Genomic DNA, 22,818 nt, shown 5'->3' with positions numbered 1-22,818 from the left:
TTAATAAAAAAAGCTTATGGATGCCGTTACTCAAGAACTGCAGGACAAAGGACTCATCTACTTTGACCCAACTCAAAACCAGTGGGTGACGGCAGAAGAATACCTGTCAGGACATATCAAACAAAAAATCAAGGCCGCTCAAGAAGCTGGACTCAGCAAAAATGTTGCAGACCTAAAGAAAAACTTACCCCTGGCCGTAATGCCCGATGCACCGCCCGATGTTAAGGCCGAATGTGCCAAAGCATTAGGGATTGAACTGAGCGAACTCTCAGAGCCTGAATTTGAGAAGCTCATGGCCAATACCCTCAGTATTCGCTTCAGTAGTAGTTGGGTGCCAGCCGCCATCTACCAAACCTTCCTCCGTCAGTTACTTAACCTCAACAACATCAATGTCCACTGCAGCAAAACCTCTAGTACCTGGACAGTCGTAAACAGTGGGGCCAGTAGCTCAGTCGAAAACAACCGGACGTATGGCGCACGATATGACGGTATCAAACTGTCCGAAATCGCCCTCAACCTCAAAGACCCTGTGGTGTACGACTACGACTCCGAATTAGATAAAAACATCCTCAACCCTACCGAAACGGAACAGTGCCGGAATAAGACCGGACTAATCAAGGACGCATTTCTGAACTGGATTTGGACAGACACCGGACGGGCCATTGAACTAACCAAGCTCTATAACCAGACATTCAATACCCAGAAACCTCGGCGGTACAACGGTTCGCATCTCACCTTCCTCGGTATGAACCCAAACATCAGTTTACGAGAGCATCAGAAAAACCAAGTCTGGCGGATTATCCAAGAACAATCCACCGGAATATTCGCCGCTGTCGGCTCCGGTAAAACCTACACCATGATCACCGCTTGCATGGAACTACGGCGGCTAAAACTGTGCTTCAAGCCTGTCATCGCTTGCCTCAATAGCACCGTCAAGCAAATCACGACAGAAGCCAAACTCCTCTACCCCAATGCCAAAATTCTCTCTGAACCCGAATCACTCAGTAAAGAGAAGCGCAGACGTTTCTTATCCCGGATTGCCACGGGAGATTGGGACATCATTATCATCTCCCACACTCACTTCTTCTCAATTCGGATCGACAAGGAGGCTGAGTTAAACTTCCTTTACGAAGAACTCAATAAAATTCGGACAGAGATTCGCTTATCCGATTGCCGAGATGCCACAAAAACCTTGGAGCGGCAAAAGAACAATCTGGAGGCCCGCATCAAAAAGGTCACAGAATCAGAGCGCAAAGATGACGGGTTTACCTTTGAGCAACTTGGCGTTGATTGCCTGATGTTGGATGAATCACAGCAGTTCAAAAACCTAAGTTTCATTACCAAGCAACGGAATATTGCAGGGTTGCCCAACAGCCACAGCCAACGGGCCCAGGATACCTGTATGAAAATCCATTACCTCCTCAGCAATGGCGGACGGGTCGTATTCTCTACCGGAACACCCATCAGTAACTCCATGGCCGAGCTTTATACCCAAATGCGCTACCTCATGCCAGACGAGATGGAACGCCTCGGCATTAACCACTTTGATGCCTGGTGTAGCTTGTTCGGTGAAACCGTCACCGCTCCCGAAATTACGCCAGCCGGAAAGTACAAAGTCAAGAATCGGTTTGCCAAGTTCGTTAACCTACCCGAACTGATGAACCTGTTTCGGAAGGTGGCAGACATTACCACCGAAGACATGATCGACTTGCCCAAACCCAAGGTCAATCTCATTAACCCCGTCAGCCCCCCAAGCCCTGAGCAAGCCAGTTACATGGCCAACCTGGCCAAACGAGCCGACCGTATCCAAGGCCGGATGGTCGAACCTGACATCGACAATATGCTCAAAGTCACCAGTGATGGCCGTAAATGCTCCCTTGACCCCCGCTTAGTCGGAGCGGGCCCAAACTTCCAAGGCTCCAAGCTGGATGAACTCATCTTCAATGTTTGGACAATCTGGAAACTCTCAACCCCAATCCAGGGAACACAAATCATCTTCTGCGACTTACGGGAATGGATTTACGACTGGATTAAGGACGGCCTCATCCAGATGGGTATCCCTAACCATCAAATCCAAATCGCCCAGGAAGTCAAAGATAAAAAGACCCTCTACGGCAAAGTGAACCGAGGCGAGGTGCGAGTCATCATCGGCTCTACACAAACACTCGGAACGGGCGTTAATGTGCAGCAGCGCATGATTGCCCAACATGACTACGATGCCCCCTGGCGGCCCAGCGATGTTGTGCAACGACTTGGCCGCACCGCACGACAAGGCAATATGTTCAAAAAAGTGTGGGTGTTTCGCTATGTCACAACAGGCGCAAAGTCCCTCGCCAGCTTTGATTCCTTCGCTTGGCAAGTCCTCGAAACCAAAGCCAAATTCATTGCCCAAGTCTGGCAAAGCAATGACCTACCCCGAACCGCCGAAGATATATCAGGACAGGCCATGACCTATGCCCAGGTCAAAGCACTGGCCACAGGCGACCCAATCATGCTCGAACAAGCTGAACTCCAACAGGAGCAAAGCCGCCTTAACCTCCTCTACAAAGCCTGGAGTAATGAACAAACTCGATTCCACTACGACAAGCAGCAAGCTCCAAAACTCATCAAGGAGTTACCCGCCAAAATTAAGCACCTCGAATCCATCCTCAATAACCGAGAAATTATCATCCTTGATCAGAAATACAACTCCCTAGAAGATGCCGCCAACATCATCCAAGATTTGCGGAAAGCTCAACTAGGGTGGGGCAAAGAGTTAGGCTCAATCTACGGACTGCCCCTCCGTTGCGAGTGGCAAGAGAAAAATGTCTTTTTCTTGGACAACACATTCATTAAGGTGGGTTATACCGAGACAATCCTTGACAGCCTTAAAAGAATTACCAATCGGATTCCCGATACCCTAGAGCGACTCAAGCAGAATTTGGATGGAGCCTATAAAACCCTCAAACAAAATGCTGAACCCTTCGCCTATAGCGAACAACTAAAAGCCATCAATGAGCGGCTCAAAGAAATCCATGACATTATCTTCAAGCCGGAGGAAGCCGCCCCCGGTGAAGACGATACCAGCGAAACCGAAGAACTGGAACAACCAGAACATAATGTAATCACCACCGGACGACATTCATTCGATTACCTAAAAGAGCGTGAGTTACCCGAATGGGCCAACGACATGATGGCAATCATGCCTGAACCGGAAACCAACGTTATCCCGTTCCCAATCCAAAAAGAAATCAAACCACTCACGGTCATCACACCCACTCGATTTGAAGCCATTACCCGTGATGAATCGATATTACAAGGCTGTCTATTTTAACTTTCAGAGTAAGCGTCATTAAGGCAGAAACGAATGGACAAAAAGAATTGTTTAGGATGTCGCAATAACCACTACAACATGAGCGGTAATTGCTGGAATCTGGAAGATGCCAAAATCATCCAGGTTAAAGAAGTGCCACTTGACCAGCGACCACCCTGTAATCAACCACCTAGTTCTAAGCCAAACTGCTATCGCAAACAAGGCTACGTCCATGTAAAACCTGAACAAATCTGTTAATCAAAAATGAAACTAATTAATCTGTCCAGCTATTATAAATTTCCCGCTAAAAACCCGACTGGATATGTAAAGGACATGATTACAGATAAAATAAATCCTTATCACAAAATTGATGATATGTTTTACGTTGTTTTCATCAAGAGTCACTCTCCTGGAGCAGCTAGTATAGCCATTGGTATTTCAGCAAAAGACATTGGTATTTCAGCAAAAGAATTTAATTCTAACTTTGAATTAATTCAATAGTAATAACTTAAACTGTTAGAGTTAACTTGACAACTTAAGACTGTTAAATCGGGAGCATCTCAATTAGGTAATAAGTATATATACTCAAGGAGCAAAAGCGCCATTGAGATAAGCACAGCGATGTTTCAATAGCTTAGGAACATTCTGCGGCAACCATTGCGCCCCTGGCAACTTCACCCGGAGACTAATCTGCTTCACGAAGGACTCAACCTGTCCAGAGCCAATCGAGTGCCCCGCCGCCTGCCAGGCCTGGTAGTGAATGATTCGGTGTTGATGATGCCTTAAATACTGGATAAAGGTCGAGGCTCCCAGACACCGATAGTTCTGTAACACTTGAATGGCCAGCGTCACCTGTCCCTGCCAGAGATGGTCTCGCACGGCTTTTAATTGAGTGGGTGTCGCCTGCACCTTATGGGCGTTTTCCATCAAATGAAACCAATCCAAGATTTCAATCCGCTCTCGGGTCGTCCCTATCTGAGTCAGAATGTTCCAGACCCCGTTATGCCCATCCCCCAAACCGGTAAAGGGAGTAGTTCGAGGTTGACGATTGGCCCAATGGATTAAGCCCTCATTGTCCTTAAAGAAGGCAACCCCGGCCTGGTCATGAATCGCTAAGGCTTTGTAGTCTCGCCACTCACAGGGGGTTCCTGCTTCGGTGCGCAGGCGAATCATCCCCCCATCTAAGCTCATCTCTTCAATGGGGCGGGTCAATACCACCTCCGGCCACGCCTGACGCTGCACCAGACGCTGGAGGGTGCTGTGGGACACCGTTATCCCCGTCAACACCTCGATATCTTCTTCGGCTCGCTGATAGGAGGCATTGGCACTCACTAAGAGACAACAACGCTCTAGGTATGGACTCCAACGACTCCTTGGCTTGACATGCAATTGCTCTGCTTGAGACTGACTTAGGTGCAGCTCCCCCAGAATACTCGTTATGACTCGGGTTTTTCCAGGTCTCGTCTCTGTTGCGCTGTCGATAAAAAATTCCTAATTGGGGCAAAACATGTTCCTGGGCTAAGCCTCGCACACTCTTTTCTATCCCGCCTAAGGTTTTCAGGTCTGCTGGGTCGGCTTCTTTAAACAGGATGGCCGCAATGGCATTTAAATGAGTCTGGAGTTCTGATTGCGTCTGTCTATCCATTGGGCTGGCTTGATTTACATTACGTTTATTCTCAATGCTTTAACTCACTCTCGCACTGAGTATATATACTCGCCTCCTAAGTGAGATGCACCCGTTAAATCAGAAACATTAAAAGCTGAGATAAAACTTTACACTTCAAGAGAGCAGTAGCTGCGGCTCCTAATTAAAGCTCCAGTGAATGACCGAACAATGCCGACTTAATTTAAGTTGAAATAACGCAATTCATCTAATAATATACGACTAAAATGAATAAGAATATCTATTAACTATAAGATTAAATATGTAATCAGAATCATATAAATTTGTGTGGTTATATCATCAAGACTATTAGGGATTAATTTATCTAAAGATAAGTGCATCTTTAGAAATTTCCATAGATTTTCAATTGTCCAGCGATGTCGATACAACTCACTAATCTCTTCATCACTCATTCCTGGAAGATTAGTTTTCAAACGAAACTCTACGCCACTGTTAAATCATAAAATTGAATGATTCGATAGCGGTCATGGTCTAGTTCGGTCTTCATAATGTTTTTAATTTGCACTAAAATAGATGTCGTAATTGGCTCAATTCATCGATAAATCTCCAGTCGGAGAATCCTCTATCCATTATGGTGAGTTGATTTTCGGAATTATTGTCAGAATTTTATCGGTAAACTTGACCTCGTTTTCTTGACCGAAGTTAATCATGAATTTACTTTTGACGTTCTGAGTCAAATTAAATCCACTAATCAACTTCACTTGATAATATCCTTACAACCAAAAGAGCTTACTGGTTAAGGTAATAACCGTTGAATCAATGGGAAATAGCATCAGCTTAAAGGTGGTATTTTTCCGTTTGACTTGCTGGATCAGTTGAACATAAAATCGCCGAAACAAGCTATTTTCACGAGTTTTATTTGCTTTTAAAAGGGTAGACATATCAATCTCAATTCCTGATTTATTTAAGCAGTAAAATAAGGATCTTATGCTGGTTATACCTTGGTCTAAGACGTAGGTTAACCAGATTTTAAAAAGCAGTTGAGAGTTTAGAACTGGGTAATCGTGACCGCTGATTTGCTTCAGAATTGATTTGACAGTATTTGAGAATGATGCAATGATAGTCTCACTATTTTTCATACTTTTAAGGAGAAAAATGCTATTCTTTTACCTTTTTTTGTACTTTAGCTAACTTTCAACACTTCTGGTAAATTTTATGTTTAGCAATACTTGATTCAAGGAAACCGTTAAATAGCCATGTCTAACATACTTACCATTGAAAATATTAGTATCGTAATGGTTGTTCAACGTTACAACCCCGCAACCTTAACGTCAGATTTTCTCCAATACAGTGGCATCGTACCTGCAGCATGGGAACTGGCTCGCCAACCCATTTGCACCCCTCAGGTCTCACAAATTGTCTTTCAAAATGGAGTTAGTTTTGTCGCCTGGGCAGACAAAATAGCCCTAGCACAACCTCTAAACCATCAAGAGCAAATGACTGGGGAAGTTGCCGCCTCAGCAAGCCGATTTGTACAAGCCCTACCAAACTTAGACTATCAGCAGGTGGGAATCAATCCTCGATGCCACGTTAGGTGTGATGCTTATTCCCCAGGAGGTCACGAGGATTCTGGCAAAACCTTTTTGGCTTCGGGAGACTGGCAAAAGTGTGGAGGAGCACCTGCCAAAATTGTAATTCAGTTGGGCTACCAACTTGAAGGACGTGAACTCAACATCGCTATTAACCAAGGACACTTAGAGAATGGCGATGGAGATAAAATTCCTGTACTTTTGTTTTCTGGAAATTTTAACTATAGACTTTCTGACAATAACTCCCCTGAGAAGATTAATTCCATAGTAAAAATCATTGACCAGTGGCAATCTGACGTTGCAATTTACCGTGATGTGATTGAGACAATGCCGAAATTGATGGTAAAGATTTAAGAAGATGTAGCGTAGACACTTGATCAGTTCGTTACTCCAATGATAGAACCTTTTTGTAAAAGTTGAAAAATCTATCAACACCATAGATTGGAAAGAATAGAGTTCTCAGTAAGACATTACTTAACTTAATTCTCAAGGCCTCTTTCTACTTTAACAGCCCATAACTCCCTATTTGTTGAGCATACTGGAGTCATAACACAAATGGTTAAGTTGGAAGGATATCGAGGTTCAGGCCTTGCGAATGGTCATTTGGGTTATGGGTTAGGTGACTCACTTTTAGGACAAGAATCTCTGACTGAAGACGGTGGTCTAGGAGACTTGCTCAAAGCTTTGACAGTAGGAAAAGGGAGTTCTAGCACTGGGTTAGACCGCATTCAGGAAGTGAACTCGGCAACTCGTAGCTTTGAACCATTATTACTTCCCTCCGCAGGAAAGTTAGGACTGTTTCCTAGTCTGGAAAATGTCCCTCAACGCAATTTTTCCCAAGGAAGTAAATTTGAGCAAATAATGGGTTCGATATCATCTTTTGCTCCCACAGATTTATTGACTGGCTCTACGTCTCCTCTCACTCTTAAGGACTCACTAACGGGTTCCACATCATATTTGAGTTCGACGGATTTATTGACAGGCAGGCAGTCACCCATTGTTCTTGAGCCAGCAGGGACTACATCTCCAAATCCAAGTTCCAATCAGCCCTTAACTATACCGGGTACGGGAGCAGCGGTAGTACCTCCCCCGATGGGGAATTTGCCATCTTTTACTGTCCAGGCCAACGGTAAAGTCATCATTAATGGCAGTGCAGACTTTGATGGAGAGCCACTAAACTTAGTCGATGATGCACGTATCCATGCCGGCACTGGATTTCGGATTAATGGTAATCCCGTGCTGCCTGTACGACGGGATGCAGCAGGTAACCCTCTAGAAGGAACTCAGGGAAACCCACTGATCATTGACTATGGGATTACCGTAGCTCCGGGATATACCGTTGCCAGAGCAAATGGCACTCACTATGATGGAGTACTCCCCCCTAAAGTTGTCCCCCCTCAGACTATTACGGTACCTCTCCACGCCACCTTGGTTAGTGATGTCCTTGACCAAGTACCAGACAATCACACCTCTATTGTTCTTAATCAAGGGTCTCTGAAAACAGCGGCTGATTGGCGCAGATACATTCCCCCCGAACTTTCTGGCCAGAACCAAACTCCATCCTCAGACATTCGTGTAGGTGGAACAGCGGCCCAACCTGTGGTTGTGCGAGTTAATCAAGGGGATCTGGTGATTCCAGCGGGTGTTGATTTGCAACATCTAGTCCTGATTGTCGAGTCAGGAGATATTCGCTTTCAGGGTAAGAACCATGACCTCAATGAAGTTGTCCTAATTGCCAACCGAGGCAGCATTACTCTGTCTGATGTCCGGGGTGAGGCTCTGGATGTTTTAGCGTCTGACTCTATTACTGTCAAAAATAAAGTTCGTCTGTCTGGAGAGTCTCTCCTCGCCAGTGGGAGTCGGAGGGACAGTTTAAAACTCACTGATGTTACGACCAACACTGAGACGGATCAGTTAAAGGTCATTGCTCAGGGAGACATTATATATGGAGGAACATCCCAGATTCGGGGACAACTCCTGAGCGGCAATGACATTACGTTGAGTGGGCATTCTACTTTGTATGGCTCACTGCAAGCCAAGGGTGACATTACCTTCAATGGCAGGAGTAGCATCATTGGTGTTCCATCCCTAGGTATGCCTCCCGATACCAGTCCGCCAACCCTAGATGTAGCTCTAAGCAACGATACGGGCAGTAGTCCTAGCGACACATTAACCAATGACCCGAGTATCAGTGGCAACGTCCAAGATGATCGCCGCCTGGTTAGTCTCAAAGCCGGATTTGCCCCCACCCCAGTCGCACAATTTATCGAGATTTTCCCCTCTGTAGGGGTAGATGGTGCGTTCAGCTTGGCTCCTGAACAATTGGCCAGCCTCTATGGAGGCCCCCTGCCCGATGGTCTACATACCTTGTTCCTACAGGCCACTGATGCCACCGGCAATACCTCCGCTTTGCAGAGTGTATCTTTCGTACTTGACACGACAGCTCCCGCCGCACCCAATTTCACCCTGGCCCCAGAGTTTGATACAGCGCCTCTGGGAGATCACAAGACTGAAAGAGACATAGTGACTCTAGAGGGACAAAGTGAGCCAGGCAGTATAGTCCGGTTACAAGAAACAGATGCCGTCACCACAGCAAATACAGCTGGCCGCTTTACCTTCGAGGCGATTAATCTAGCCGTTGGTGACAATCCATTTACGGTAATCGCAGTCGATGCAGCAGGCAATCAAAGGATTTTTGAGCAGATACTGACTCGTGAGTTACCCAATAATCCTGATGTAGTCATTGACTGGAATGCTGTCCTGCTGGACACCATTCGCCGTGACCAGACTCCGCCTCCTTTAGCCGCCCGCAACATGGCCATGGTTCATGCCGCAATTTATGATGCAGTCAATGCCATTGAACAGGACTACGCAGTCTATCAAGTCGATGTTGCCGCTCCCACTGGGGCCTCTGCTGCCGCTGCTGCCGCCGCCGCTGCCCACCAGGTACTCGTCAATCTCTATCCCCTCCAAAAAACAGCCTTAGATCATCAACTTGCTGTCTCCCTAGCTGAGATTGCGGATGGCACCGCCGAAAATGATGGCGTAGCTGTTGGCCAGCAAGTGGCGGCCGCCATCTTAGACTGGCGACGTCAGGATGGCCACGACACCGTGATGGCTTATACCCCCACCCTGGAACCCGGCCACTGGCAACCGACTCCTGCCAATTACTATGGCGCCCTTTATCCCCAATGGCCCGCCGTCACTCCCTTTGTCATGACTGCTGGCCATCAGTTTCGACCTGCGGGGCCGCCGGAGCTAACCAGTGCCGAATACATCACTGAATTTAATCAGGTGAAGGCGTTGGGAGCCAAGAACAGCACGGTTCGGACTGGAGAGCAAACAGAAATTGCTCGCTTTTGGGCGGATGGAACGGGCACCTATACCCCACCGGGTCATTGGAACCAGATCACGGAGCAGGCGGCGATTGACCGAGGCTACTCTCTAGCTGAAAATGCCCGACTGTTTGCCCTGCTCAACATTGGACTGGCGGATGCTGGGATTGCGGCCTGGGATGCCAAGTACACCTATGACTTCTGGCGGCCGGTAACGGCAATCCGGCAAGCAGATGAGGATGGCAATCCCAGTACGATTGCTGATCCGACCTGGACACCGCTAATTGTAACTCCCCCATTCCCCGAGTACGTGTCTGGACACAGTACCTTTAGTGGCACGGCAGCCAGCATTCTCACCAGCTTCTTTGGCCAAGACTACAGCTTTACTAGCACTTCTGTGGGCCTACCGGGGGTCAGTCGTAACTTTACTAATTTCTCAGCAGCAGCCCAGGAAGCTGGGATTAGCCGCATCTATGGGGGGATTCACTTCCAGTCTGCCAATGAAGATGGTCTGGCAATGGGGTACTCCATCGGGGACTATGTCGTTGGTAACTTTCTGCTACCAAGATTTCCTAGCCCGCAGTTACAGATTAATTTAGCTAACGATACAGCACCTCTGGGCACCACGAACCGGGACGGACTTACGTCGGATCCGACCATTACCGGGGTAGTAACAGGTGGCTCAGGCATCAGTCGATTGGTCGCTCGGTTTGACCCCAGCCGTCCTTTTGGAGATATTACTCCCACCTTAGTCAATGGTCAGTTTAGGCTGGACTCGGATCAACTGGCCAGTCTCAATGGTGCTCCTTTGACAGATGGGGCCTACACCCTGGAAATCCAAGGTATCAATGCTATCGGAACGGCCCTAGCAAACACAAGTATCCGTTTTACCTTAGACACCGGCTCACCCACACTGTCCCTCAAGACACCGATTAGCGGGGGCGACCACAGTCCAACGGTGCGTTGGATCGGTACGATCACAGACCCAGGCGGCGTTGCGACCACGGGGCGTTATGTCATTGATAACCAACCTGCTGTCTCTCTGAATGTGGTCGAGGGTGGATTTAATCAATTACTACAGAGTGACCTCACGGCTGGTGCTCACCACAGCGTGATCGAGGTCTTTGATCAAGCCGGAAATGTGACGACCCAACGGGTTGATTTCACGGTTGGTGAGCGCATTCAGGTGGCGGCAACTGGCACCCAAGGGTGGGGCATCTGGACTGCCGATCAATTAACGTTAGGGGAACAGGATAGTTTGCTTGTCCAGACCACCTTAGAAATTGAGTTGGGTCAATCGGCCGGTAGCCGCAAGCTGCAATTCGACTTAGCGGCCCAGTGGGATAACCAAGACACGACTAGTGCCAGTCGGGATCGCCTGCTGGTTTACTTGGTTGATCCGCAAAACCCTAGCCAGACTCTCTTGGATGGGGGAGAACCAGGGACGGCTTTATTTGCCCTCACCGGAACAACGGCTGAGTTCACACCCGGCCTGGTGCGCTATGACGGTACGACCGTAGAGATTGATCTCACCAGCTTGGGCAACCTCAGTCAGGGGCGATTGGTTTTCCAGATGGTCAATACAGATCAGGATGTTAATAGTGTGGTGCAGGTAGGACAACTGCGGAACACTGTTAATCCTGAAGGAGTGGCCAGTCCGATTTTCCCGATCTCCTACCAGCGGGCTACCCCAGGCCCTGCGGTGAGCCTAGACCGCTATCACCTGGTGAATACTGTTGATGTGCAGTTAAGTCGGGTGCGTTTAGACCCCACGACAGGACACTATCAGGCGGATTTGCAAGTCCGTAACACGGGGACAACTGCGCTCAGTCGTCAGATGCTGGTTCTCTTCCCCGATTTACCCCAGGGTGTCACGCTGGTGGATGCATCGGGAACCCATCCAGCGGGTGCTGCCTACCTCAACCTCAGGGCGGCCATGCCAGCGGGGGATCTAGCGCCAGGGGCAACCTCTCTACCCATCGCCATTCGGCTGGATAATCCACAACTGCGACAATTTACTCTCCAGGCCGTAGTGTTAACCGGGCCTCGGGATCAACCACCGCAACTGGCAGATTTGGGTAATTTGGCGGTGATAGCTGGGGGACGACTCGAAATTCCTCTGGTGGCCACGGATCCGGAGGGGGATCCCGTCACCTTGACCCTCAAGGCCCAAGGGCCATTACCATCCGGTCGCTTAACCGGGGCTAATACCTTAGTATTCACCCCCAGTCCTGAGCAGGTGGGAACCTACTCCTTTATCCTGGTGGCCACCAGCGGTAGTTTGCAAACCTCTCAGGACGTTACCCTGACCGTTAATCCTGACCCAATCACAACGACTCGGATTTCGGGCCAGATTCAGAATACTAACCAGGCCCCCCTGGCTGGAGTACTCGTAGAAGTGGACGGCTATCAAACCCTCACCGATGCGAATGGCCATTTCACGGTTGAGTTGAGTGGGTTACCGCCCAACAACACCCTGAAAGTATTCGGCAATCTTATTGATGGGGCTGCTGCGGGAACAGATCCGGGTACAGTAACCTATCCCTTCATTGCCGAGAAACTGCCTCTGGTGCTCGAGCATGAAGTCTATGCTGGGGTCAACAATGTCATTAGCCGCCCTATCTATCTGCCAGAACTGGATACAGCCAATGCAGTATCTATTGATCCCACTCAAAGTATTACCGTCACGACAACAGCGATTCCTGGTGCGGCCGTGACCGTAGCGGCGGGAACCCTGAAGGATCAAAAGGGCGAGTTGTACACGGGCAAACTGAGTATTACTGAAGTCCCCACCAATCTGACACCAGCCGCTCTCCCCGCAAATCTGGCCCCGGATTTGGTCATCACGATCCAGCCCGGAGAAATGGTATTTGTGCAACCAGCACCCTTATCCCTGCCCAATCTTGCCGGTTATGCCCCAGGCCTGCAAATGGATCTGTGGTCAATTAACCCGATCACCGGGGAGTTTGACAAAGTGGGGATTGGGGAGGTGAGTGCGGATGGCAGGGTGATTAATACGGTCGAAGGCGGTATTCGTAATAGTAGCTGGCACTTCTTCGCCCCCTTCGCCCAACCACTAGTAGACCCAGCGAGTAACCCCTTTAATCTAGACCCCCGCTGTCATGAATCCCAGGCAACCGTCCCAGCCACCTCAACCGTGGAGTTACACTCCGGTGCACTGGTCGAAACCCATGATCTTGTGTCCTACCAATCCCTGGGGATGACCCGAGGTTTGACTCTCACCTATGACTCTCTGCGGGCAGATGCCCGGCCCATTCTCCACTTTGGCTATGACAATCTCAATCCGGCTGCGATTACCAATGCCCCCGAGCGCTTAAAGCTCGTCACAGAGCTGACTATTCACCAAAAAGACTTTGATTATCAGGTGCCTGGGTTTACCGGGGGACAGTTTGGCCTGGACGGCGGTGAGAACGTCTGGGCTATTCCAGCCTCAGGCGGTGGGGTAGATGCGGCGATGCAAGCTGATTTGCGTTCGTTGCCCTCTGGCCAATATGACTATTCTCTCCAGGCCGGGGTGCGGTTATTTGTCCGAGACGAGTTTCTCGGTTCTTCGACGACTAATCAGGGCACCCTAATTCATGTGAATAGCCTCAACAGTCCCTTTGGCAGTGGCTGGGGCCTGGCAGGATTACAAGAACTGGTCGAAAACAAGGATGGTTCAATTTTATTCATTGATGGAGATGGCAGTGAGCTAGTCTTCCGAGCTACGGCTACGGGCTATGATGCACCTCCAGGAGACTTCTCGACGTTGGTGCGCCTGGCCGATGGGACGTTCCAGCGCACGATGAAGGATCAGACGGTCTACCGCTTTAACTCAGGCAACCAGCTCAGCCTCATCCGCGATCCCAATGGGAATGAAACCCAATATCTCTATAACACGGCTCAGCACCTCTCCCAGATTGTCGATCCCGTCGGGCTGATTACCCAATTCTCCTATACAGGCGATCGGGTGAGCGCCATTACTGATTCAACGGGACGCATTACCCAATTGGAGTACGATGCCGCTGGCAATCTCATCCGCATTACGGATCCGGATAGTAGTCAGAGAACCTGGGGCTATGATGCTGACCATCGCATGATCTCCGAGGTGGATCAACGAGGTAATCGAGAAGAGGCCTTTTATGACTTTGCCGGACGGGTCACGAAGGCTATTCGTAAAGATGGCTCCGTTGTTCAGATTGCCTCTGTCCAAACCCAAGGCCTATCCCGACCAGAGGCGACCAGTAATCCCTTAACAACAACAACAAGTACCAACCTCGGTCTACCCATATCTACCTATATCGATGGCAATGGCAATGTCATTCGGACTCAACTGGATCAGGCCGGTCAAAGTGTTCTAGCTGTTGATGGGGCTGGATTGCTGCCCTCCGTCAGACGAAATGAGGAAAACCTCATCACTCAGAACATTGATGGTAAAGGAAACATTACTTGGTTTACCTACGATGACAAAGGGAATGTCCAAAGTGTTCGAGATCAGCAATCTGAAATTGGTGATGCCCTAATCTTTGATGGGATTGATGACTATGTAACCCTAAATGCTACAGATTTGATTGCCAACTCTCCCAATAGCACTGTGGAGGCCTGGGTCAAGTTTGACCGATTAAGCGGCACTCAAACGATCTATAGCGAAGCGGGCGAGAATGGCCCTCGATATAAATTAGAGCAGGTTGATGGCAACTTACGCTTTGGCATCTGGCGCAGTGATGTTCCGGGCAACTGGCAGTACGTTAGTGCTCCGGTTTTAGGAGATCTGTTAGCCAATATTGCCACTACACCAGCAACTGCTGACCTAGTAGTCAGTAATGTGAGTGCGCCAACCAATGCCAGTTGGGGACAGAATATTACCGTTGATTGGACAGTGACGAATCAAGGGTCTTACATTGCTAATCAAGATTGGTATGACTCAATCTACCTTTCCAGTGACCCCTTCTTTGACATTAATGATACTTTCCTCAGCCGGAACTATGTCTCTGCTCAAACCCCCTTAGCCCCTGGAGCCAGTTACAGTCTTTCCCAGAGTGTTTCACTCCCCAATGACCCCAACAAACCGTATGTTCTAGTAGTCACTGACCGCTTCTATAACGATGACCGCTTTGGTGGCAACAACCAACAAGTGGAAAGCAATGAAGCCAACAATATCAAAGTAGCAGCGGTGGTTGGAGTCCCCGACCTAGTTATCAGTAACGTAAGTGCGCCAACCAATGCCAGTTGGGGCCAGAATATGACCGTTAATTGGACAGTGACGAATCAAGGGTCTTACATTGCTAATCAAGATTGGTATGACTCAATCTACCTTTCCAGTGACCCCTTCTTTGACATTAATGATACTTTCCTCAGCCGGAACTATGTCTCTGCTCAAACCCCCTTAGCCCCTGGAGCCAGTTACAGTCTTTCCCAGAGTGTTTCACTCCCCAATGACCCCAACAAACCGTATGTTCTAGTAGTCACTGACCGCTTCTATAACGATGACCGCTTTGGTGGCAACAACCAACAAGTGGAAAGCAATGAAGCCAACAATATCAAAGTAGCAGCGGTGGTTGGAGTCCCCGACCTAGTTATCAGTAACGTAAGTGCGCCAACCAATGCCAGTTGGGGCCAGAATATGACCGTTAATTGGACAGTGACGAATCAAGGGTCTTACATTGCTAATCAAGATTGGTATGACTCAATCTACCTTTCCAGTGACCCCTTCTTTGACATTAATGATACTTTCCTCAGCCGGAACTATGTCTCTGCTCAAACCCCCTTAGCCCCTGGAGCTAGTTACAGTCTTTCCCAGAGTGTTTCACTCCCCAATGACCCCAACAAACCGTATGTTCTAGTAGTCACTGACCGCTTCTATAACGATGACCGCTTTGGTGGCAACAACCAACAAGTGGAAAGCAATGAAGCCAACAATATCAAAGTAGCAGCGGTGGTTGGAGTCCCCGACCTAGTTATCAGTAACGTAAGTGCGCCAACCAATGCCAGTTGGGGCCAGAATATGACCGTTAATTGGACAGTGACGAATCAAGGGTCTTACATTGCCAATCAAGATTGGTATGACTCAATCTACCTTTCCAGTGACCCCTTCTTTGACATTAATGATACTTTCCTCAGCCGGAACTATGTCTCTGCTCAAACCCCCTTAGCCCCTGGAGCTAGTTACAGTCTTTCCCAGAGTGTTTCACTCCCCAATGACCCCAGCAAACCGTATGTTCTAGTAGTCACTGACCGCTTCTATAACGATGACCGCTTTGGTGGCAACAACCAACAAGTGGAAAGCAATGAAGCCAACAATATCAAAGTAGCAGCGGTGGTGGGCAGCATAGCTCCCGGCAGTTCTAGTTTGTCTGACCTAGTGGTGACAAGCTTAAGTGCTCCTGAAGATGCCACTTGGGGCCAAACCATTCCCATTAGTTGGACAGTCACTAATCAGGGAGTCGAGACCGCAACCCAGGCCTGGTCTGACTATGTTTATGTCTCGGCGGATGAAGTTTTTGATATTACCGATACTCTCGTGACTCTCGTGGCGAGAGGATCACAGACTCCACTCGGTATTGGTGCTAGCTACACCATTAACCAGAATGTCACCATCCCGCTGGCAGCAACCGGTAAACCTTACCTACTCGTTTTTACGGATCGAGATCGCCAGCAAGCAGAAATGGATGATACCAACAATATCGGCACTCTCGAATTCTTGGGTGATCCCGACCTAACCGTGACAGCAGCAACAATACCCACTGATACAAGTTGGGGACAGACGGTACCTATCTCTTGGACAGTGACGAATCAAGGTGAACATTTGGCCCGGAGCGACTGGCACGACTACGTCTATGCTTCAACCGATAACACCCTGGATGCTTCTGATATCTTAATTTCCCAGGCCCCCATCATTAGTCAGACCCCCCTCGCTCCTGGTTCTAGCTACACCATTAACCAGACAGTCACTATCCCCAGTAGCACTCTGGGCAAACCCTATCTACTATTCGTTACCAATCGAGACAGGGAGCAACGCGAAACTGACTCCAGCAACAATGTTAAAGCGGTGCAGACCATCAGCCCCCCTGATTTAGTGGTTGCAGACATCACGACTACGCAGAATGGCACCTGGGGTGAACCCATTGCTGTTTCTTGGACGGTCGTCAATCAAGGGGCTGCCACAGCTCCAGGGGATTGGTTTGACTACCTCTATGTTTCAGCCGATGCGGTCTTAGACGCTAGCGATACAGTCCTAGGTCGTTTTGCGGTTAATAGTCAAACCCCCCTAGCCCCAGGTGCAAGCTATACCCTGAATCAAACCGTGACTGTGCCCCTAAGCACAACAGGTAAGCCTTTCATCCTGGTGGCGACTGACCGAGATAGGCAGCAAGTTGAAACCAATGAAGCGAACAACACCAAAGCCATAGCCACCCTAGATGCCCCAGACCTAGCGGTGACCAACTTGACCGCACCCGAATCTGCGACGTGGGGAACCCCCATACCGGTCTCTTGGACGGTGACTAACCAGAGTCAATATAAAGCCCTAGGCAATTGGACGGACTACCTCTATGCATCCAGCGATGCCATTCTGGATCCAACCGATATTCTGGTTGCCAGTACACCAGTGAATAATGCAGCACCCCTAGCCCCAGGTGCAAGCTATACCCTGAATCAAACCGTGACTGTGCCCCTAACCGCAACGGGTAAGCCTTACCTCCTGCTGGCGACTGACCGAGACAGGCAGCAAGTTGAAACCCATGAGGCGAACAACATCAAAGCCTTAGCCACCCTAGGTGCCCCAGACTTGGTTGTGACTGAGATTGACGCTCCTCCCCCGCCAACTTGGGGCAGTTTGATTCCCCTTTCCTGGAGTGTGACCAATCAGGGGACTCACACCGCCGCCGTGACCCGTTGGACTGATTATGTTTACGCATCCAGTGATACAGTTCTCGATGCCTCAGACATTATCGTCGGCCAGACCGTCATTTCCCCTACCACCCCCCTGGAACCCGGCCAAAGTTACAATGCCGCAGCCACCATTAGCCTGCCCACCACCGCTGCCAACAAACCCTATCTGTTGGTTGTGGCCAACGCCGACAAGGGGCAAATTGAATCCAATTTTAGTAACAACAGCCTCACTCCAGACCAAGAAACTTCTTGGATCCATGTTGCCGCCGTCTTAGATCAGAGTGCCGGCCTGGAACTGTATCTCAACGGCCAACGTCAAGCGGTTAATCCCTTAGCCACCCGCCCCACCGATGCCCCCATCTCTACAGCGTCTCTCAGTGCCCCAAGTACAGCTCTGCAAGGACAACTCGATGATGTCCGGCTCTGGAATACCGCCCGCCCCCGAGCCGAGCTTCAGGCCAATCTCCGCTTAGTCGGCAATGAAGCGGGATTAATCGGCTATTGGCCCTTGGATGAAGGGCAGGGAGATACAGCGTTTGACCAAACACCTGGTGCTCACCATGGCACCTTGGTCAATGGCCCTAACTGGGCGGGAGAGGCGGCCCCTCTAGGTCGGGTTTTAGGCAATAATCTGGCGGGTCAGCAACTGGTTTATCGGGAAGATTTTGAAAATGGAGTTGGGGCCGAGTGGTCTGCTAGGGCAGTTGATGCCACGCACCTTAATAGCTTTACTCGCTTTTCTGGACGGTGGAGCAACAGCAGTCAAACCCTGACCCTGCCCACCCAAACCGGGGTTAATTACACCCTGGCCTTTGACTTCTATGCCCTCGATTCCTGGGAGGGGAGCAACACCACCAACGGGCCAGACTATTTTGATGTCTCAGTTAATGGGCAGTTGGCCTTCCATGAAACCTTCAGCAATATTTCCGGTTTCCCCCAAAGCTTCCGGTCTCCAGATCAGGGGGGAGCTAGCATCAACCTGGGATTTGCTAGTTTTGGTGATGCCATTTATCGCCAAATTCCCATCACTTTTACCGCCACGGGAGCGACCACCCAGATTCGTTTTGCGGCTAATGGCTTACAAGGCCTGGCGGATGAATCCTGGGGCATTGACAACGTTCGGGTCACACAAGCAGCGATAGAACCATCTTCTCAGTTGGGCCAGCAACACTACACCTACGACCCGGTCTTTAACCAACTCACCTCTATGACCGATGAGTTAGGCCGGCAAACGCTCTATGAGATTGACCCGACCACCGGCAACCGTCTCTCCATGACGCAAGTGGTGGGGGATGTAGGGGGTACGGATGATGTCGTGACTCGCTATACCTACACGGCTCAGGGCCGGGTGGACTTAGTTACAGATCCCCTCGGTCGGATCATGAACTATGACTATGACAGCCTCGGGCGACTGATCCGCCTCACCCTGGCTCAGGGGAGACCGGAGCAGGCCCAGCAGCACTTTAGCTACGATGCGGCCGGCAATCTCATCAGCGAAATTAATGAGAACGGCTCCCGCACTGAATTCCGCTACGACTCTTTAAATCGCCTCACTCAAGTCATCGAATCAGACCCGGATGGAGCCGGCCCCCTCACCTCTCCAGTGACTAGCTTCAGCTATGATGCGGCGGGCAACCTGATTCAGGCCACCGACCCCCGGAATCACCCGACCCAATATGCCTATGATCCCCTCAACCGCCTGGCCCGAGCCATTGACGCTCTTGGGGAAGAAACCACCTACCGCTATGACCCAGCCGGTAACTTGGCCAGTGTCACGGATGCCTTAGGCCACAGGACTCAGTATCGCTACGATGCCCGCAACCGCCTGAGTGAGACAAGTGACCCAGTGGGTAGCCGCACCACCTACCGCTATGACATGGCGGACAACCTCACTGCCGTGATTGACCCCCTCGGTAACCGCACTAGTTATGCCTACGATGCCCGCAACCGATTAATCCGAGAAACCGATGCCTTGGGTCAACGTACCAGTTATCGCTATAACCCAGTGGATCAGTTGGTGGCCCAAACGGATCGCAATGGGCATCAAACCCGCTACGAGTATGATGACCTAGACCGCCTCAGCCAAATGATCGACCCCCTCGGTGGGGTGATGCGCTACACCTACGATAAAGTGGGCAATCAGCTCAGCAGCAGTGATCAATTGGGACGGCTCACTCGTTACACCTACGACAACCGCAACCGCCTCAGCCAGGTCATCGACCCCCTCGAGGGCAGGGTCAGCTACCAGTATGACGGGGTCGGCAATCTCCTGGCTCTGACAGATCAATTGAACCGAACTACCCGCTATACCTACGACCCCTTAGAGCGGCTGACCCAGGTGAGTGACCCCCTACAGCAGACGACTCGCTATGGCTATGACCCCACTGGTAACCTAATCTCCCTCACCGATGCCCTGAATCGAACCACGAGCTACCAGTACGATGCCCTCAACCGGCGCACGACGACCATTAACCCTCTGGGCGACACGGCCACCACAGACTACGATGCTGTTGGTAATCTCACTGCCACCACCGACGAGTTGGGCCGCACCACCCGCCTCAGCTATGATGCCCGTAACTGGCTCACAGGGATTACAGACCCTCTCGGCCAGACGACTGTGACTCAATATGATGCGATGGGTAATGTCGTTGCTCTCACCGATGCGCTCCAGCAGCAAACTCGCTATACCTATGACATGCTCTATCGGGTGCAGCAAGAAACTGATGCTTTGGGTAAAGCGACGACCTATACTTACGACCCGGAAGGTAATCTCCTCAGTCTGACTGACTCGGTCAATAACACGACTACTTATGCCTACGATGCCCTAGACCGTCGGGTGAGTGATACGAATACGCTCGGCCATCGCCGCAGTTATCGCTATGATGCGGTGGGCAATCAGGTGGGGATGACGGATCGCAATGGGCGCAGACTGAGTTACAGCTACGATGCCCTAGATCGTCAAACTACTGAGCAATGGCTAGATGGGGCAGGCCAGCCAATTTATGGTTTGAGTTACACCTATGATGCTGCCAGTCAGCTCACTACAGCGACTGACCCCACTGCCCGCTATGGCTACACCTATGACTTAGCCGGACGCTTAACCCGTACCGACAATGCCGGGACTGCGGGTGTGCCGAATGTCGTCTTTGACTATGAGTATGATGCGGTGAATAACCTGCGTTTTGTCAGAGACCGGATTAATGGCCAAGCCGCTGGCATTGAGGAGTTCAGTTACGATGCCCTCAACCGGACGACTCGGATCACCCAGAGTGGCAATGGGGTCAGTCAGAAACGAGTCGATATGGGCTATGACAAAGCTAGCCAGATGACGAGTCTCAGCCGCTTTGGGGATTTAGCCGGGAGTCAATCGGTAGCCGAGAGTGAATTTACCTATGACCTGGGCGGCCGGTTAACCAATCTCAGCCACAGTCACCTGGAAACAGTCTTAGCCGCCTATGGGTTGACCTATGATGCAGCGAACCGGATTACTCGCATCAGTTCTGTTGATGGCATCAATGACTACACCTATGACCAGCGTGACCAACTCTTAGGGGCAGACTATGACTACCAGGGTGATGAGGTCTACAGCTATGACGAGAATGGCAATCGCACGAATCCGGGATATGTCACTGGAGTCAATAACCAGCTTCTCAGTGATGGGGTTTATACCTACGAGTATGACCAGGAAGGGAATCGCACCCGGAGAACTAATATTGCCACTGGAGAGGTCACTCAGTACGGTTGGGATTATCGCAATCGTTTGGTGGGGGTGGTTACCAAGAATAGCAGTGGCACAATTACTCAACAAGTTACCTATACCTATGATTTTGAGAATCGCCGGATCAGCAAGGCTGTAGATTCAGATCGAGATGGTGCTGCTCCGGCTGAAGTAGAGCGGTTTGTCTACGATGGCGACCACATTGCTTTGGTGTTTGATGGGCAGGGGAACCAAATTCATCGTTATCTCCATGGCCCGCAGATTGACCAAGTGTTGGCCCAGGAGGATGCACAGGGCAATACGTTATGGGCGTTAAGTGACCACCAGGGGACGGTGAGAGATGTCGTTGATGAGGCTGGCATCCCTGTTAATCACATTACCTATGACAGTTTTGGGAATGCTACCAATCAAACCAATCCAACGGTTTATTTCCGCTTTGGTTATACGGGCCGGGAACCGGATGCGGAAACGGGGCTGACCTACTACCGGGCCAGGTATGTTGACCCTAGAACAGGCGGGTTTATTGGTGAAGACCCCATTGGTTTTAGGGCCGGGGATACGAATCTCTATCGGTATGTTGGTAATAGTCCGACTAACTTCACTGACCCCAGTGGGTTGCAGCTATCAGAGAATCCTTTATCCGATTTAGCCGGCCAAGTTGTAAGCACTTGGTTTATGGCCGGTGTAGCGGCCTGGACTGCTATAGGCAACTCGATTACCACGGGCAATCAAGGCATTGGCGGCTCTAACAACATCAATTTTCCTGGAACTGTACCACCTCTGAAGATACCGAACCATACTGGACATGGCCCTATCGACCGAGGTGCTGCGGGAGAAGCATTAGAAGGTATTTGTCGGATTCTACGCATACCGCTACCGCAAGTACCGGGATTTCCAGAGAATCCAGCAGAGGGCCTGGTTCCTCCTTTCCTCGAATCAAATACTATTAACCCAGATAAACAAGGTCGTCATATACCTGGACATAGAAGATTCATCCCTGGTAGAAGTGAACTGACTCACCCAAATCCCCAATCGTTAATAGATCAATTCGCTGGCAAAGGACAAGCAGCAAATAAAATTCCTATTGGTCAGCCTGGATCAAATGAAAGAGTAGATTTTGGTGAGACCATTGGGAATTTTGTTGATCAAGATACTGGTATCAAAATTCCTACAACGATTGGTACTATTCGCTATAGTAAAAAAGATGTTCACATTGTCCCAGCAAGGCCAAAATCAAATGAACTCGAATGACCTAAGAATCAGAATTCTACTTACACTGCAAAATGCACTCCTGGGAGAAGTGAGTCAATCCTTGAGAGGAGTAGCATGCTCATGGAACTCTCAAAGCATCAATATTTATGCAATCTTTG

General features: G+C 49.8%; 7 protein-coding genes. 4 read left to right on the top strand and 3 right to left on the bottom strand.

Annotated elements, in window-relative coordinates; translation table 11 throughout:
• The first annotated feature begins 16 nt into the window (after positions 1–16).
• The gene (locus SYN6312_RS13615; RefSeq protein WP_041430870.1) at positions 17–3,313 is read left to right on the top strand and encodes a helicase-related protein; all 3,297 of its coding nucleotides are present in this window, start codon (positions 17–19) and stop codon (positions 3,311–3,313) included.
• A gap of 312 nt (positions 3,314–3,625) precedes the next feature.
• The gene (locus tag SYN6312_RS13610; RefSeq protein WP_156804816.1) at positions 3,626–3,793 is read left to right on the top strand and encodes a hypothetical protein; all 168 of its coding nucleotides are present in this window, start codon (positions 3,626–3,628) and stop codon (positions 3,791–3,793) included.
• A gap of 84 nt (positions 3,794–3,877) precedes the next feature.
• Here SYN6312_RS13610 and SYN6312_RS13605 read toward each other — a convergent pair.
• The 3 genes from SYN6312_RS13605 to SYN6312_RS19935 all read right to left on the bottom strand — a co-directional run bounded on the left by SYN6312_RS13605 (position 3,878) and on the right by SYN6312_RS19935 (position 5,857).
• A protein-coding gene (locus SYN6312_RS13605) for an ISKra4-like element ISSysp8 family transposase (protein ID WP_076611252.1) occupies positions 3,878–4,937 on the bottom strand; the annotation gives its coding sequence in 2 pieces (ribosomal slippage) (positions 3,878–4,781 and positions 4,780–4,937; 1,062 coding nt in all).
• A gap of 266 nt (positions 4,938–5,203) precedes the next feature.
• A complete protein-coding gene (locus tag SYN6312_RS21060; RefSeq protein ID WP_156804814.1) occupies positions 5,204–5,389 on the bottom strand; it encodes a transposase in 186 nt (61 codons plus the stop codon).
• A 300-nt stretch (positions 5,390–5,689) separates the two neighbouring features.
• Positions 5,690–5,857: a hypothetical protein gene (locus SYN6312_RS19935; protein WP_156804812.1), complete on the bottom strand. Its 168-nt coding sequence runs from the start codon at positions 5,855–5,857 to the stop codon at positions 5,690–5,692.
• 315 nt (positions 5,858–6,172) lie between these two features.
• On the opposite strand from SYN6312_RS19935, the gene SYN6312_RS13595 reads away from it, so the two are divergent.
• Together SYN6312_RS13595 and SYN6312_RS20640 are read left to right on the top strand one after the other, a co-directional pair.
• Positions 6,173–6,859, top strand: coding sequence for a hypothetical protein (locus tag SYN6312_RS13595; RefSeq protein WP_015125459.1), 687 nt, complete (start codon positions 6,173–6,175; stop codon positions 6,857–6,859).
• A 747-nt stretch (positions 6,860–7,606) separates the two neighbouring features.
• Positions 7,607–22,699 (top strand): CARDB domain-containing protein, encoded by a 15,093-nt coding sequence (locus tag SYN6312_RS20640; RefSeq protein ID WP_156804809.1) that lies wholly within the window; start codon positions 7,607–7,609, stop codon positions 22,697–22,699.
• The last annotated feature ends 119 nt before the right edge of the window (positions 22,700–22,818 follow it).

Source organism: Synechococcus sp. PCC 6312, assembly GCF_000316685.1.
GTDB lineage: Bacteria > Cyanobacteriota > Cyanobacteriia > Thermosynechococcales > Thermosynechococcaceae > Pseudocalidococcus.
The sequence above is the reverse complement of the archived record's forward strand: the minus strand, read 5'-3'. Positions and strand labels throughout refer to the sequence as shown.